Source organism: Novosphingobium oxfordense (assembly GCF_044029435.1).
Lineage (GTDB): Bacteria > Pseudomonadota > Alphaproteobacteria > Sphingomonadales > Sphingomonadaceae > Novosphingobium.
This window is the reverse complement of sequence record NZ_CP147005.1, coordinates 3,225,001-3,239,075: the sequence shown is the minus strand read 5'-3', so window position 1 is coordinate 3,239,075 and position 14,075 is coordinate 3,225,001. Positions and strand designations below refer to the sequence as shown.

Genomic DNA, 14,075 nt, shown 5'->3' with positions numbered 1-14,075 from the left:
CGCGATTACTTCGGCTGGGGCAGCGGCGCGTCGGTCTTGCCGGAGGCACCTTCAGCCGCGTCGGTCGCGGCGGCCTGGCGCTTCTGCTGTTCGAAATAGGCCTGCTCCGCCTGTTCCACGCGCTTCTGCTGCGCGGCGGCATCGGCATCGATGGTGGAGAGGCGCTTTTCGCGTTCGGCGGAAATCAGCTCGCTGAACCGCACTTCCGAACCGTTGGCGCGTTCCGAATAGGCGCGGTTGATCAGCTGCTGCGTGCAGCCGGAGGCGCCGCCGGGGCCGACCGGAGAGCAGCTCATGTTGCCGAAGGCGCCCACGGTCTCATAGGCCTGAACCTTGTTGCTCCACGCCTGCGAGGTGGGCGAATCGATCCCACGCAGCGGTTCGGGAATGCGATAGCGTTCCGATTCCGCCTTGCGCGCGCAGACCGTGATCTCTCCCTCAGACGAAACCGGGCAGGGATCGTTGCCGTAGATGATCAGCTGGTTGACCTTCTCGCCGCCGGGGGCCGCGGCCTGGTCCTGATCGGCGTTCTGGGCTTGAGCGGCGGCGGGCAGCGCGCCCATGGTCAGCCCCAGCCCAAGGGCTGCGATGGCTGCTGCGGTGGTCATGAGGCGCGTCATCGGAATTGCTCCAGTCGTGAGTATGTCGCAAGCCCGGTATAGGGCCGGCAACCCTTGAACGGTAGCTTAAGAGCGCTCTCCAATCAGATGAAATCACCCGATGACTCGGAAAACGCGGTGACCAAAAATCTTACAGCCTGTTTGGAAAATGCCCGCATGGGCATTTTCGTCCGGCACCGGCCGCGTCAATATAACGCCCGAATTTCAGATTCTTTCCGAAAGCTTGATGGCCACGCGGCATCCCATGCGGATGGCGTTGAACAGCAGCGGATAGGCCGGCGCCCGCTCCGCCCCGGCGGCGAGGGCGGCGTCGCGGTGTTCGCGTTCCTCGTCCCGGAACTTGGCGATCACTTGGCCCAGTTCGGGATCCTCGTCCCCCAGATCCTCAAGCTGTTCGGTATAGTGGCGGTCGATCTCGGTTTCGATCGCGGCGGTGCAGGCCATCGCCGCTTCGGGCCCGATCAGCGCCGTGGCCGCGCCCAGCGCATAGCCGGCCACCGACCAGATCGGCTGGAGCAGGGTGGGGCGCACACCACGCTCTGCAATCATGCGGTCGAACCGGGCCTTATGCTCGGCCTCCTGCTCGGCCATGCCGGCGATCTCGGTCGAATGCGGCGCGCGCGCGCCCATGACCGCCATCTGCCCGGCATAGATGCGCACCGCGCCATATTCCCCGGCCTGATCGACGCGAATCATGCGCTCTGTCTTCGATGAGGTCATGACGGTCAGGCCCTTGTTGCGGAAAAGCTGCGGGCGACAAGGGCGAAGATGCCCAGCGCGCCCAGGGTGGAAAGAAGGAAGTTGAAGCCGGCCAGCGAGATGCCGCCCAGCGTCCACGGCGCCACATCGCACCGGATCAGCGGCGCAGCCATGATCGCCGCCATCGGATCGCCGCCACTGGCGAAGGGGCTGGCGGTGCAGGCTGTGAAGCCTTCCCACCAGCCATATTCGACGCCCGCGTGATAGCCGCCGATCAGCCCCGAGCTGAGGATGCCCAGTGCGGCCACCGCGACCAGCGGGCGCACCGGCCGCCAGAAGAACGCCAGCGCCGCGAAAGGCAGGGCGAACATCTGGCCATAGCGTTGCCACCAGCACATCTCGCAAGGGTGCAGGCCAAAGCCGTACTGGCTGATGTAGGCCCCGCCGAGTGCGATCACGGGGATCGCCAGCGCAAGCAGACGGGCGGCGCGCAAGGGTGCGGCAACGGTTACGGTCATCGCGGAAGCCTTCAGTTCTTGCCCGGGACGGCCGGCGTGGCGGCAGTGGCGAGCGCGGGCTTGCCGGCGGTGCGGCGCAGCGTGTCGATCGCGTAGCTCAGCTGGAAATCGGTGATGCCGCGCTTCTTCAGCTCATCCGCGCTCACCTTGAAGCGCGGATCGTCGGCCTTGTCCTTTTCCAGTTCCTTATCGTCGAGCGCGGCTTCGTTGATCAGGTGGCTGCGCAGATCGGATTCCCGCACGGCCCGTTCGGACCGGGCGCGGGCGTCCGGATCGGAAAGCTGCGGTACCTTGATATCCGGCACGATGCCGCCTTCCTGCACCGAATGGCCGGACGGCGTGTAATAACGCGCGGTGGTGATCTTGATCGCGCTTTCCTTGTCGAGCGGGATGTACGACTGGACCGAGCCCTTGCCGAAGGTGCGATCGCCCATGATCACCGCGCGGTGCAGGTCCTGCAGCGCACCGGCGACGATTTCGGAAGCCGAGGCGGAACCGGCGTCCACCAGCACGACCAGCGGCATGCCCTTCACGACATCGCCCTTGAACACGGTTTCGGCGCGGTAATACTGGTTTTCGCTGGCGATGCGGCCGCGCTGCGAAACGATCGTGCCATGGTCCACGAACAGGTCGGACAGTGCCACCGCCTCGTCCAGCGAACCGCCGGGGTTGGAGCGCAAGTCCAGCACCAGGCCATCCAGCTTGGTGCCCTTCTTGGCGGCCTGAACCTTCAGGTCGGCAATGCCCTTGTTCACGAAGTTGCCGACGTCGCGGGAGAATTCGTTGACCGAGATGACGCCGACGTCGTCCTTCAGTTCCCAGGTCACCGGCTCCAGTTCGATGACGCCGCGCGTGACGGTAACGTCGAACGGCGCGTCGCGGCCCTGGCGGAAGATCGTCAGACGGATGGAAGTGCCGGCGGGGCCGCGCATCTTGTCGACCGCTTCGTCCAGATCACGTTCGTAATAGAGCGTGCCGTCCAGGTGGGTGATGTAGTCGCCCGCCTTGATGCCGGCCTTTTCGGCCGGGCTGCCCTTGAACGGAGAGACGACCTTCACTGCGCCGTCGTCTTCCACCACGGAAAGGCCAAGCCCGGTGTAGTTGCCGTCGATCATCGTTTCGAGGCGCTGCTTGGCCGGGCCGTCGAGATAGTTCGAATGCGGGTCCAGGCTGGCCAGCATGCCGTCGATCGCGCCCTTCAGCAGCTTGTCGTCGTCCACCGGGTCCACATAGTTGGCCTTGACCAGCTGGTAGATGGTGAAAAGCTTCTGGAATTCGCGCCCCGCATCGCTGTCGACGGCGGCAAGGCCGGAGGTTGCGGCGGGCAGTACGGCGACGGCGGAAACCAGCAGGGTCGCACGGATAATGGAAACGAACTTGGTAGAGCCAAACTTCATCGGGCTGCGTCGCCTCTCGTGTATCGCATCCGGCGGAAGCCGGGGGTATTCTTGACTATCACGCCGCGTGGGCCAGTCACCCCGGCATAATACCGGGGCGTGCCGGCAATTGCCAGCGCGTCATGCGCGGATGGGATCTTCGTTGCCGTGATGCCGCGCCAGCCAGGCATCAGAGCGAGCGGACATATTGCAGCGGATTCACCGGCACGCCGGCGTGGCGAAGCTCCACCTGCACGCGCGGATCGCCGGGGCCGGTCTGGCCAAGCGGGGATCCCCCGACGATGCTGTCCCCCACCGCGACGTCCAGCTGTGAAAGGCCGGTCACCAGCGAGGTCCAGCCGCCGTCGTGCTCGATGATGACGATGCGGCCAAAACCGCTGTAGGATCCGGCATAGGCCACCCGGCCGGGCGCCGGGGCAACGATCTGGGCATGCGCGCGGGTCGCCAGGGATAGCCCGCGCGAAGGGGCCTGCCCAGGCAGCACTTCGCCGAAGCCGGTGACGACACGGCCCGCCACCGGCAGGATGTAGCTGGCCAGCCCCTCGGGCGGCGCGTCGAACCGGGAAGCCTCGATAACGCGGGCATCCTCGGGCCGGTCCGGCCGCATGATCGGGCCCGGCAGGGCGGAAAGCTGTTCGCGCAGGGCGCCCTGATGGCCCATTTCATCCACCAGATCGCCAAGGTCCCGCGCGGTTTCGGCAAGGGCCAGGGCGTGTTCGGCCTCGCGCGCGGCAATGCCGCTGGCCTGGCGACTGGTCAGCCGCTGGCGGGTTTCCAGCACGGCAAGCTGGTTGCGTCGTTCGCGCATCTGGCTTTCGGTGGCGGCCAGTTCGGTTCGGGCATTGAGCGCCTGCACCTCCAGCGCGCGACCGCGTTCTATCTCGGCCCGAAGGCCCGCCGTGCGGCGCTGGACTTGCGGCAGCATGGTATCGAGCAAGGCGCGCAGATAGACGGCGTCCTGCACCGATCCGGGCCGCAGCATCGCCAGTATGGGCGGACGGCGGCTGAGCAATTGCAGTGATCCGGTGAGACGGGCGAGGGGGAGCCTGGCGCACTGCCAGCCGCTGGCGCAGTGCCGCGCGTTCCGACCCGATCAGGCGGAGCTTGGCCTGCTGTGTGATGATGCCCGCTTCGGTTTCCTGAATGCGCGCCGCAACCGCGGCGGCTTCGCGCGCGGTTTTCTCCAGCCGTTCGCTGGCGCCGCGCGCCTTCTTTTCCAGCGCCTCGGCACGGCGACGGGCCAGATCGCCCTCTCGCCGCGCGGCAATCATGTCCTGCTGCGCTTGCGTCGCGTCAACTGCCGGATCGAGCACGGCCAGCGCGCCGATGCGGCTCTGGCCCTGACCGGCAAACACGACGGCGCCTGCCGCCACGGCGGCCGAAGCAATCAGGATCATGCGGTTGCGCGGGCTCACGCCGGCGTGCCTAAAGCACTGCGAGTCCCGCGCAAAGGGGGAACGGGGAAGGGAGGGGCAACAAGCGGAGGAAACCTCACCGGCTCGCTGCCCCTCCCGTCACGGTGTCCGATCAGCCGGTGCGGCGAACGGCGCCCTTGTGTGCGCCAACGCCCTTGGGGCCGCGCGGGCGGAAACGACGCTTCTCACCCTGCTGTTCGCCGCCCTGTTCGCGGCGATCGCCGCGCGGGGCATCCTGACGCGGCCGGTCGTCGCGACGGCGGTCGTCACGGCGCTGGCCGTCACGCTGACCTTCCTGGCGTTGGCCGTCGCTGCGCTGGCCATCACGGCGATTGTCGCCATCGCGACGCTCGCCGCGCGGCTGCTGGCGGTTGCCGCCATTGCCGCGGCCGTTGCCACGTCCGCCCTGGCCGCCGCTGCGGCCATTGCCGCGATCGTTGCCCTGAAGCTCGGTCGGCGCACGGCGCGAAGGCGCAGGCAGACGCGAAGCCTGCTTCTGGAAGTCTTCCGGCAGCGGCAGCGGGGCCAGCTTTACGCGGGTCAGCTTCTCGATGTCGCGGATGTAGGGCTTTTCGTCCGGCGCGACGTAGCTGATCGCCACGCCGTCCGCGCCGGCACGCGCGGTGCGGCCGATGCGATGGACGTATTGTTCGGCCACGTTCGGAATCTCGAAGTTGTAGACGTGGCTCACGCCCGAAACGTCGATGCCGCGCGCGGCAATATCGGTGGCGACCAGGATGCGGATCGTGCCCTGACGGAACCCGCCGAGCGCGGCGGTGCGCTGAGCCTGGCTCTTGTTGCCGTGGATCGCGGCGGCCGGGATGCCGGCGGCGACGAGGTGACGGACAACGCGGTCAGCGCCGTGCTTGGTGCGGGTGAAGACCAGCGCGCGGTCGATCGCGCCATGGTCGGCCGCCTCGGCCGCGTCCTCGGCCAGGCCGGCACGCAGGCTGAGCGTCAGCAGCGCCTGCTTTTCGGCCTGGTTGATGAAGGTGGCGTACTGTTCGACGCGCTCGGCCGTGGTCGACTGCGGGGCGACCTCCACCTTGACCGGATTGTTGATGAACTGCTTGCCCAGTTCGGCGATCGCCTGCGGCATCGTGGCGGAGAAGAACAGGCTCTGGCGCGTCTTGGGCAGCAGCGCGGCAACCCGCTTCAGCGGCTGGATGAAGCCCAGATCCATCATCTGGTCGGCTTCGTCGAGCACGAAGATCTCGACATGGCGCAGCGTCAGCGCGCGGCTGTCGATCAGGTCGAGCAGGCGGCCGGGGGTGGCGACCAGGATGTCGGTGCCACGCTCAAGCGCGCGGGCCTGCTTGCCGGCGGGCACGCCGCCGAACACGCACTGGACAGTGAGGTTGAGGAACTTGGCATAGCCGCGCATGTTCTCGGCGATCTGGGCGGCCAGTTCGCGGGTGGGCGAGAGCACGAGCATGCGGCAGCCGGCATTCTGGCGCGGCTTGGCATCGTTCGCGAGGCGGTGCAGCGAAGGCAGCGAGAACGCGGCGGTCTTGCCGGTGCCGGTCTGCGCGATGCCCAGAAGGTCACGGCCTTCGAGCAGTGCCGGGATCGACTGGCGCTGGATCGGCGAGGGATCGGTATAGCCCTTGGCGGTCAGCGCACGGAGAATCGGCTCGGCCAGACCAAGTTCGGAGAAATAGGACATAAGTCACTTTCACAAGCAGCCCGGGCGCGCGGATAGGAAAAGGCGCGCGGAGCTAGGTGTCGTTTCGGGCGACCCTGCGTGAAGAAGGAAGCTGGTTCAGGTGCAACCGCTCGTCCGGGCCGGTTCAGGCGTTGACGCCGGAAACCTCACGCTGCTCTCGGATTGCGGCGGGAAATGGACCCCGCGCGCCGGTTGCTTGGCGTGCATTTAGTGCACGGTTGGGGATAACGCAAGAAAATTGCGTTTTGGGGTAATTGGCGGCGAGTGCTGGACCGGGGCTGGGACTGGCGGCGTTGGGCTGGATGGTGGGCGTGGGGTGTGCGATGCTTTACCGCGCGGCGGTCGCTTGAAGCCTCATCCTGATTTACCAGCGAAACAACGGGGGAATCCAAAAACCGTCATCCCCGCGAGGGTGGGGATCCCGTTTGTTCTCGCCGTGCAGAAAAAGGAAAGCGGGCCCCCCGCCTTCGCGGGGGCGACGAAGCTTATTCGGTTGGATCGATTTCTAGAGGCACTGCAAGCCGTTCAGAACTTATCTTCAACCCTCACTACCCCATTGCAGCGTTTGCGGATCGCCCAATGTCACCAGCCGGCGCAATGCCGCACGGGCGAGGCGCTCGGTCTCCACCTTGCGGCGCGCGGCAGCAAGCTGGTGGAGCGGGGCAGGGCGCAGAATCTCCGCATCGTAGCCATCGGCCACGATCACGCCGCAGCGCTCGGGCAGGAACAGTTCGGTTTCCAGCGGGGCCCGATCCAGCGACGGGGGGAGCGCCCAGTAGAACCGGTCGCAATAGTCCAGATAGTCGGTCCACTTGCCGTCGCCCAACAGGTCGGCGCGGCTCACCTTGATCTCTACGATGATGACGTGCCCCTTGGCGTCCACGCCCATCAGGTCCGCTCGTCGGCCGCAGCGCAGCGGCATTTCGGGAAGGCACCAGACATCGTTGCGCGCAAAAAGACGCCCGACGCCGCGCGCGACGTCTGATGCAGTGATCGGCGAAAGGGGAGAATCGACATCGGCCATGCCCCATCATAGGAACATAGCAAGAACTTTCAAGCAGTCGCTTAGGCCGGCGGATTCGCGAGGTTAAGCGCGTCGGGCGGGGCCAGGGCGACCATGGCATCGCGCGCGGCCAAGAATTCGGTCCACAGCGACCGCGCGGCAGCGCGCGGGTCCGCCCCGCGATCCAACGCTGCGAGCAAGGCGCAAAGGCCGGGCTCCATGATCGCGGTCAGGTCCTCGATTCCCTGTTCGGCCAACCGGCAGCGCCAACCGCCCGTTTCGCGCATGATCGCCGGAAAGGCGCGCGTTTCCAGACTGGGGCTGTCTCCCTCGATACCGGCAATGGCGGCAACGACCTGCCCCGCCTGATGGAGCGCAGCCCATTTCATGGCGATCGAGCCGAGCGCAGCCGGTGCGGAAGGATTGTCGGCCGGTTGCGGCCAGGACGCCACGTAGTCCAGCCGGTCACGGGCAGAGGCGGCACGGTCGTAAGCCGGCGCATCGGCGCCCGCGTCCGCAGTGTCGGCCCATTGTCCGTCCGAGAAGCTACCCGTCGCGTCCATGAGGGGATTCGATAGCGGAAAGGCTATTGCGAATTTACTAACTCACCATCCGCTGCACATTTTCCCGTGGACTGTAGTGGGATGACGATATTTGTGGCTGGCAACGCCGCCCATGCTCTGCTAGTCGCCCCGGCACTGCACCCGTAGCTCAGCTGGATAGAGCGCTGCCCTCCGAAGGCAGAGGCCACAGGTTCGAATCCTGTCGGGTGCACCATTCTCCTCAAATCATCGACGTCTTCACGCGGCGATCGCCAGATCGGCGCCGCTGTGGAAGCGTGCGCGGTAGTCGCCCGGCGTCAGGCCGAGGATGCGGTGGAAGGTGCGGCGGAACGCCGTCGAATCCTCGTAACCCACGGTCCAGGCGATCTGGTCGATCGGGCGGCGGGTGAATTCCAGCAGTTCGCGCGCCTTGCCGATTCGCAGATGCTGCACGTATTCGATGGGCTTCATGCCGGTGGCGTTCTTGAAGCGGCGTTGCAGCGTGCGTTCCTCCAGCCCCGCCTGTTCGGATATCTCGGCAAGGCTGGTCGCGCGGCCGGCGCGCGATTGCAGCCAGTGCTGGACTTTCAGGATCGCCTCGTCGCCGTGGGTGAGGCGGGGGGCAAAGCTGGAATAGTGGCGCTGTTCGCGGCCGGCGGGGTCGATCAGCAGGAACTTGGCGGTCTCTATCGTTACCGAGGGGCCAAGGAGGCGATCGACCAGCCGCAGGCCCAGGTCTGTCCAGGCCATCAGCCCACCGGCGGTGATCAGGTCGCCATCCTCTATGACGATACGATCGGCATCGACCCGCACTTCGGGAAAGCGTTCCTGCAACTCGCGCGCGAACAGCCAGTGGGTGGTGGCGGGGCGGCCGTCCAGCAAGCCAGTCGCCGCCAGGATGAAGGCGCCGCCGCAGTTGGAGGCGAGGGTGGTGCCGCGTGCGTGGCGGTCCAGCAGCCAGCGGGCATAGGGCGCGGCCTCCTCGCGGTCGGCCGGGCCGGTCAGGCGGCCGGGCACGATCAGCACGGAGGGTTCGCCCGATTCGTCGGGCGCAGTGTCGTGGCAGCGGGCGAAAGTGCCGTCCTCGCCTTGTTCCCAATGGCTGACGCGTAGGGCCGGGCCACCGTTGCGGGTGGAGAAGTGCGAGGCGATGACGAACAGGTCGGTAATGCCGTGGACCATGGCCGCCTGGCAGTTCCGGTAGAGCACCAGGCCCACTTCGCGAGCGCCAGAGACTGACTGCGTTGCTTTCGCCGGATTCATCGTCGCACCCTCTCCATCGGAACCGAATGTCGGAATCGGCCTGCTCAATGTCGTCTGCGACAATCCCGGGCCTCGGGCGGGCAGCGTACCTTCTGTCTCATTCGAGGCAAAGGGGGCGCAAAGGGCGCCCGTCGCGAAAGAGGATCTGGACGATGGCGGCGATCGGGAATGGCAGCACTGCCACCCATTATCGGGATCACGAGGGCAGGATCGCCAAGCCGCACGCTCTCAATGTATATCGGGCCAAGGTATATGGGGCCAAGGTATATGGGGCGGGCCGTTTCAACGCCGATCTCCTCGACCTCATTCGCAACTGAACCCCGGAAACGATGCCCGGCGGCGACGATTGCCGGGCTCCTGTGCAGAAGGAGTAATGTGATGAACGCCAAGACCTACCTCGTTACCGGCGCGTCCGACGGGATCGGCGCGCTCTATGCAGACCGGCTGGCCCGTCGTGGGCATGACCTGATCCTGGTCGCCCGCCGCAAGGACAAGCTGGCCGAACTGGCTGCCCGGCTGGAGGCTGAAACCGGCGTCTCGGTCGAGGTGATCGGGGCCGATCTCGCCAAGGGCGAAGATCTGTTGCACGTGGAACAACGGCTGCGTGAAGACGCCTCCATCATCGGCCTCGTCAACAATGCCGGCATTGCCAACGAGGGGACGATCCTTGATGCCGATCCCGATTACCTTTCGGGCATGATCGACCTGAATATCCGCGCAGTCACCCGGCTTTCGGCGGCCATCGCGCCAAGGCTGGCGGAACGCGGGCCAGAATTCGGGGGAATCGGGACGATCATCAACGTCACCTCGGTCACCGCGCTGATGCCGGAGGCGTTCACGGCCGTCTATCCTGCGACCAAGGCCTATGTCCTTGCTTTCAGCGAAGCGCTGGCAGCCGAGCTGGGCCCCAAGGGCGTGCGTGTTCAGGCCGTGCTGCCGGGCATCACCCGCACCGCGATCTGGACCGAGGAAAAGATGGCCCAATTGCCCGCGCACATGGTGATGGAGGCGGAGGACATGGTCGACGCCGCGCTGGCCGGGCTGGACATGGGCGAGACAGTGACGATTCCCGCACTGCCGGACATGGCGCAGTACGAGGCTTATATCGCCGCGCGCACCGCACTGCGCCCCAACCTGTCTCTTGCCAAGCCCGCCGCGCGCTACCGCGCGGTCGTGGCGAACTAGGGAGGCACGCGCCATGATCATCGGTCTCACCCTTGGCCAGTTCACTGCCCTTCACGTCGCGATCAGCCTTGTGGCGATCGCGAGCGGGATCGTGGTCATGGCCGCCTTCGCTGCCGGACACCGCCGCATTGCGGCGCTCTCCGGCCTGTTCCTCCTGACCACCGCCGCGACCACGATCACCGGGTTCATGTTCCCCTTCAACGGACCGACTCCGGCATTCCTCACCGGCGTCGTCTCCGTCCCGATGCTGGCCCTGGCTTTCGCCGCTTATTTCGGGCTCAAGTTGCGTGGCCGGGCGGCGGCGGTCTACGCTGTCAGCGCCAGCATCGCGCTTTACCTGAACTTGCTGGCTTTCGTGACGCAGGCATTCCTCAAGATCCCGCCGCTTCATGCCCTGGCACCGTCGGGAACGGAGCCGCCGTTCCTCGTTGCCCAAATGGTGATGCTGGTGGCGATGATCGGCGTTGGCGCACTGTCTTTTCGGGCGGCGCGCAGGGTCTGATCGCCCCACATTCGAGGGCCTGAATCTCCCTTCAAAATGCGCGCGAGGATCACCCGGTCCTTGCGCGCAAAATGTTTCCACCGAATTCCCAACCGTAATGGCTGACAAAGTGCGAATCGGGCCTTGCATGTGCTTGCCAGCGACTCCGCCCTTGAGGCATGACAGTCCCGTGCTTTCGCAGAAAACCCGCTATGCCATCCGCGCCATGCAGCATCTTGCCGATCACTACGGGCAAGGTCCCATCCAGCTGGCGCAGATCGCGGAAGCCCAGAACATCCCCGCCAAGTTCCTGACGACGATCCTGTCCGAGCTGACCCGCTTCGGCATCGTCGATTCCCAGCGCGGCAAGGATGGCGGTTACTGGCTGGCGGTGGCCCCGGTCGATATCACCTATGGCGATCTGATCCGCATCATGCGCGGATCGCTCGCGCTGGTGCCATGCGCCAGCCGCTTCGCGCATGAGAAGTGCAAGAATTGCCTTGAGGAAGGCGATTGCCGCACCCGCGCGCTGATGCTGGAAGTACGGGATCGCACCGCCGATCTGTTGGACGGCATCCGGCTTTCGGACCGGATCGACCCGGTTCCTGCGCAGGAAGAAGACGAAGCCGCCTGACGCGCCATTGCGGCGGATTTCGGCGCTTTCCGTTACATTTCAGCGTGTGAGGCGAAGGTCTTCGCCTGCCTCTACCCCTTTCGGATCGTATCGCACGCCAAAGCATCGCTTCGGCGTAAATAGATTTTGTTTGGGCGTGAATGCGAGAAACTTTCGGCTAGGGGTATTGTCAACTTTTTAGGTTGAGAATATCAACTGACGTGGCGGTGCAAGGCGCCGCGCTCGGAGGAAAGATTCGCCATGGCTCAACCGTCAACGGATACCCAGCGATCGGGACTTCACCTTTCCAGGGACTCCGAGGGCTCGAACTCCAAGGCGGCCCCGCTTCAGGTCGTCGCCGATGCTCTCGACAGGATGCGCTACGGCGTCATCCAAATGACAGTCCACGATGGAAAGCTGGTCCAGCTCGACATCACCGAACGAAAGCGCTTCGCTTCCTAAGCGTGCGCAACGACACCGGATTCTGACAAAAAACCGATTTAACGACTGCCGCCAAGCAGACCGGACCACCGGATGTGAGGCCCTCGAATAGCGACATTCGAACCGCGACATATTCAAGGGGGACTTCATGAGAAGACACATCCGTGGGCCGCTTCCGGCCCCGCTTCCGCTCGCCTGCATTTCGTTCACGCTGCTGCTGGCCACGCCGGCCTTGGCCAGCGAAACATCCGCGCCCGCCGCGGCGCCTGCGGTGGCGACTGCCACGGCCGCTTCCGGGACGGACGCGGATCAGGAATCGCCCACCTCGGTCGGCACCGGCGCCCACGATCGCGGCGGCGAGATCCTCGTTACCGCGCGCCGCCGTCAGGAATCGAGCCAGGAAGTGCCGCTGGCGATTTCCGTCGTGGGCGGTGAGCATCTCGATTCCACCGGCGCCTTCAACGTCGGCCGTCTCCAGCAGCTGACGCCGACGCTGCAGTTCTATTCCTCGAACCCGCGCAACACCGCCGTGAACATTCGCGGCCTGGGCGTGCCGTTCGGCCTCACCAACGATGGTATCGAGCAAGGCGTCGGCATCTATATCGACGACGTCTACAACTCGCGCGTCGCTTCGGCCACGTTCGACTTCCTCGACGTTGCCCAGATCGAAGTGCTGCGCGGCCCGCAAGGCACGCTCTACGGCAAGAACACCACGGCCGGCGCGATCAACATCACCACCAACCAGCCTACCTTTGATTTTCAGGGCAAGGCAGAGGTGTCGGTCGGCAACTACAACTTCAAGCAGGCCAAAGTCGCCGTTTCCGGGCCCCTGTCCGACACGGTGGCGGTCCGCATCGCAGCCTCGACCACTGACCGGCGCGGCACGATCTACAACGTGACGACCAACCAGTGGATCCAGAGCCAGGATAACATCGGCCTGCGCGGGCAGGTGCTCTGGAAACCCACGGATGCCTTGGCGATCACCTTCGCGGGTGACTACAGCACGCAGGATGCGAATTGCTGCGGCTCGGTCTTCGTGGGCTATGGTTCCACGCAGCGCGCGGCCAACCGCCAGTATCCGGCGCTTGCTGCCGCGCTCGGCTATACGCCGCCCAGCACCAATCCCTACGATCGCCTGACCGACCTCGACACGCCGCTGAAGGCTAAGAACAAGATCGGCGGCGCCTCGGTGCGCGTGAAGTGGGACGTGGGCCCCGGCACGCTGACCTCCATCAGCGCCTGGCGTTTCTGGGACTGGAACCCGTCGAACGACCGCGATTTCACCGGTCTGCCGATCGTGGCGCTTTCCCAGAATCCCTCGCAGCAGGATCAGTACACGCAGGAACTGCGGTACAACTACAGCGGCAAGCACTTCGATTTCGTGGTGGGCGCTTTCGGCTTCTATCAGCGGATCGACACGCAGGGCACCGAATCGCAAGGCGCGGCCGCCAGTCGCTGGAACATCAACCCGGGCACCGTTGCGCAGGTTCCGCCGGGCTCTTCGGGTTGCGGCCCCAGCGCTGCGAACCAGCTGGCTTGCAACCCTGCGGTGCTCAACGGACTGGTCGCCTACAACACCCAATACCTCAAGAACACCAGCGCCGCGCTGTTCGGCCAGCTTAGCTGGCATGTCACGCCGGAACTGACCGTCCAGCCGGGCGTGCGCCTGAACTACGACAAGAAGGACGGCTACTATCAGCGCCGCGTCTTCGACGGGCAGGGTAACGAGCTGCTGCTGGGCCAGGCGTCTTACACGGCTACGCAGTCCGCGCAGCTGGCGATCTACACGCCGCAGGAAATCTCACCCGAGTTCAGCGACTGGAATTTCAGCTACGACTTCAATGTCAGCTACAAGGTCACGCCAGACATCCTCGTCTATGCGACTTATGCGAAGAGCTTCAAGTCGGGCGGCATCAACCAGAACGGTGTCCCGGTCGATGCGCAGAACAACCCAATCCTGGCCGCGCAGACGGTGAAGCCGGAATCGGTCCATAACTACGAAGCGGGTATCAAGACGCAGTTCTGGGATCGCCGCGCGACCTTCAACCTGTCGATCTTCCGCTCGGACATCGGCGATTATCAGGCCAACGTCACCAACGGCCAGTATGGCGTGCTGCGCGGCTATCTCGCCAATGCGCAGCAGGTGCGCTCGCAGGGCGTGGAGTGGGACTTCTCGGTCCGCCCGAGCGAACGTTTCAACGCTTACGTCAACGGCGCCTATACGGACGCGAC

15 protein-coding genes and 1 tRNA gene (1 of these 16 running past the window's edge) are annotated in these 14,075 nt (G+C 65.4%); 7 read left to right on the top strand and 9 right to left on the bottom strand.

The features are described 5' to 3' along the window. Positions 1-5: 5 nt before the first annotated feature. From WBP07_RS15405 to WBP07_RS15370, 8 genes are all read right to left on the bottom strand, one after another. On the bottom strand, positions 6-620 hold the full coding sequence (locus WBP07_RS15405; RefSeq protein ID WP_395392373.1) for a hypothetical protein: 615 nt from the start codon (positions 618-620) through the stop codon (positions 6-8). 204 nt (positions 621-824) lie between these two features. Beyond that, on the bottom strand, positions 825-1,316 hold the full coding sequence (locus WBP07_RS15400; protein WP_395392371.1) for a demethoxyubiquinone hydroxylase family protein: 492 nt from the start codon (positions 1,314-1,316) through the stop codon (positions 825-827). Positions 1,317-1,345: 29 nt separating this feature from the next. Continuing rightward, positions 1,346-1,837 (bottom strand): disulfide bond formation protein B, encoded by a 492-nt coding sequence (locus WBP07_RS15395; protein ID WP_395392369.1) that lies wholly within the window; start codon positions 1,835-1,837, stop codon positions 1,346-1,348. An 11-nt stretch (positions 1,838-1,848) separates the two neighbouring features. Further along, entirely contained in the window at positions 1,849-3,234 is a 1,386-nt protein-coding gene (locus tag WBP07_RS15390; protein ID WP_395392368.1) for a S41 family peptidase, read from the bottom strand. A 169-nt stretch (positions 3,235-3,403) separates the two neighbouring features. Then, entirely contained in the window at positions 3,404-4,246 is an 843-nt protein-coding gene (locus tag WBP07_RS15385) for a murein hydrolase activator EnvC family protein (RefSeq protein ID WP_395392366.1), read from the bottom strand. A 515-nt stretch (positions 4,247-4,761) separates the two neighbouring features. Then, positions 4,762-6,315, bottom strand: coding sequence for a DEAD/DEAH box helicase (locus tag WBP07_RS15380; RefSeq protein WP_395392364.1), 1,554 nt, complete (start codon positions 6,313-6,315; stop codon positions 4,762-4,764). Positions 6,316-6,853: 538 nt separating this feature from the next. Continuing rightward, positions 6,854-7,339 carry an MmcB family DNA repair protein gene (locus WBP07_RS15375; protein ID WP_395392362.1) on the bottom strand — a complete coding sequence of 162 codons (486 nt, stop codon included), beginning with the start codon at positions 7,337-7,339 and terminating at the stop codon, positions 6,854-6,856. A 41-nt stretch (positions 7,340-7,380) separates the two neighbouring features. Continuing rightward, a complete protein-coding gene (locus WBP07_RS15370; RefSeq protein WP_395392360.1) occupies positions 7,381-7,881 on the bottom strand; it encodes a hypothetical protein in 501 nt (166 codons plus the stop codon). 137 nt (positions 7,882-8,018) lie between these two features. Here WBP07_RS15370 and WBP07_RS15365 point away from each other — a divergent pair. Next, positions 8,019-8,095 (top strand) — tRNA-Arg (locus WBP07_RS15365). A 23-nt stretch (positions 8,096-8,118) separates the two neighbouring features. Here the strand turns inward: WBP07_RS15365 and WBP07_RS15360 are convergent. Further along, positions 8,119-9,123 (bottom strand): GlxA family transcriptional regulator, encoded by a 1,005-nt coding sequence (locus WBP07_RS15360; protein ID WP_395392359.1) that lies wholly within the window; start codon positions 9,121-9,123, stop codon positions 8,119-8,121. Positions 9,124-9,275: 152 nt separating this feature from the next. Between WBP07_RS15360 and WBP07_RS15355 the strand changes: the two genes are divergently transcribed. The 6 genes from WBP07_RS15355 to WBP07_RS15330 form a co-directional block, all read left to right on the top strand. Continuing rightward, positions 9,276-9,440, top strand: a complete 165-nt coding sequence (locus WBP07_RS15355) for a hypothetical protein (protein WP_395392357.1) — start codon at positions 9,276-9,278, stop codon at positions 9,438-9,440. Positions 9,441-9,501: 61 nt separating this feature from the next. Then, entirely contained in the window at positions 9,502-10,308 is an 807-nt protein-coding gene (locus WBP07_RS15350; RefSeq protein WP_395392356.1) for an SDR family NAD(P)-dependent oxidoreductase, read from the top strand. Positions 10,309-10,321: 13 nt separating this feature from the next. Beyond that, positions 10,322-10,810: a hypothetical protein gene (locus WBP07_RS15345; RefSeq protein WP_395392354.1), complete on the top strand. Its 489-nt coding sequence runs from the start codon at positions 10,322-10,324 to the stop codon at positions 10,808-10,810. Between the two features lie 169 nt (positions 10,811-10,979). Beyond that, a complete protein-coding gene (locus tag WBP07_RS15340; protein WP_395392352.1) occupies positions 10,980-11,423 on the top strand; it encodes an RrF2 family transcriptional regulator in 444 nt (147 codons plus the stop codon). 240 nt (positions 11,424-11,663) lie between these two features. Further along, positions 11,664-11,864 carry a YezD family protein gene (locus WBP07_RS15335; protein WP_395329831.1) on the top strand — a complete coding sequence of 67 codons (201 nt, stop codon included), beginning with the start codon at positions 11,664-11,666 and terminating at the stop codon, positions 11,862-11,864. Positions 11,865-11,991: 127 nt separating this feature from the next. After that, positions 11,992-14,075 carry the 5' portion of a TonB-dependent receptor gene (locus WBP07_RS15330; RefSeq protein WP_395392350.1) on the top strand. Its footprint extends 487 nt past the window's final position, so the window shows 2,084 of its 2,571 coding nt (coding positions 1-2,084); the start codon lies at positions 11,992-11,994; the stop codon falls past the right edge of the window.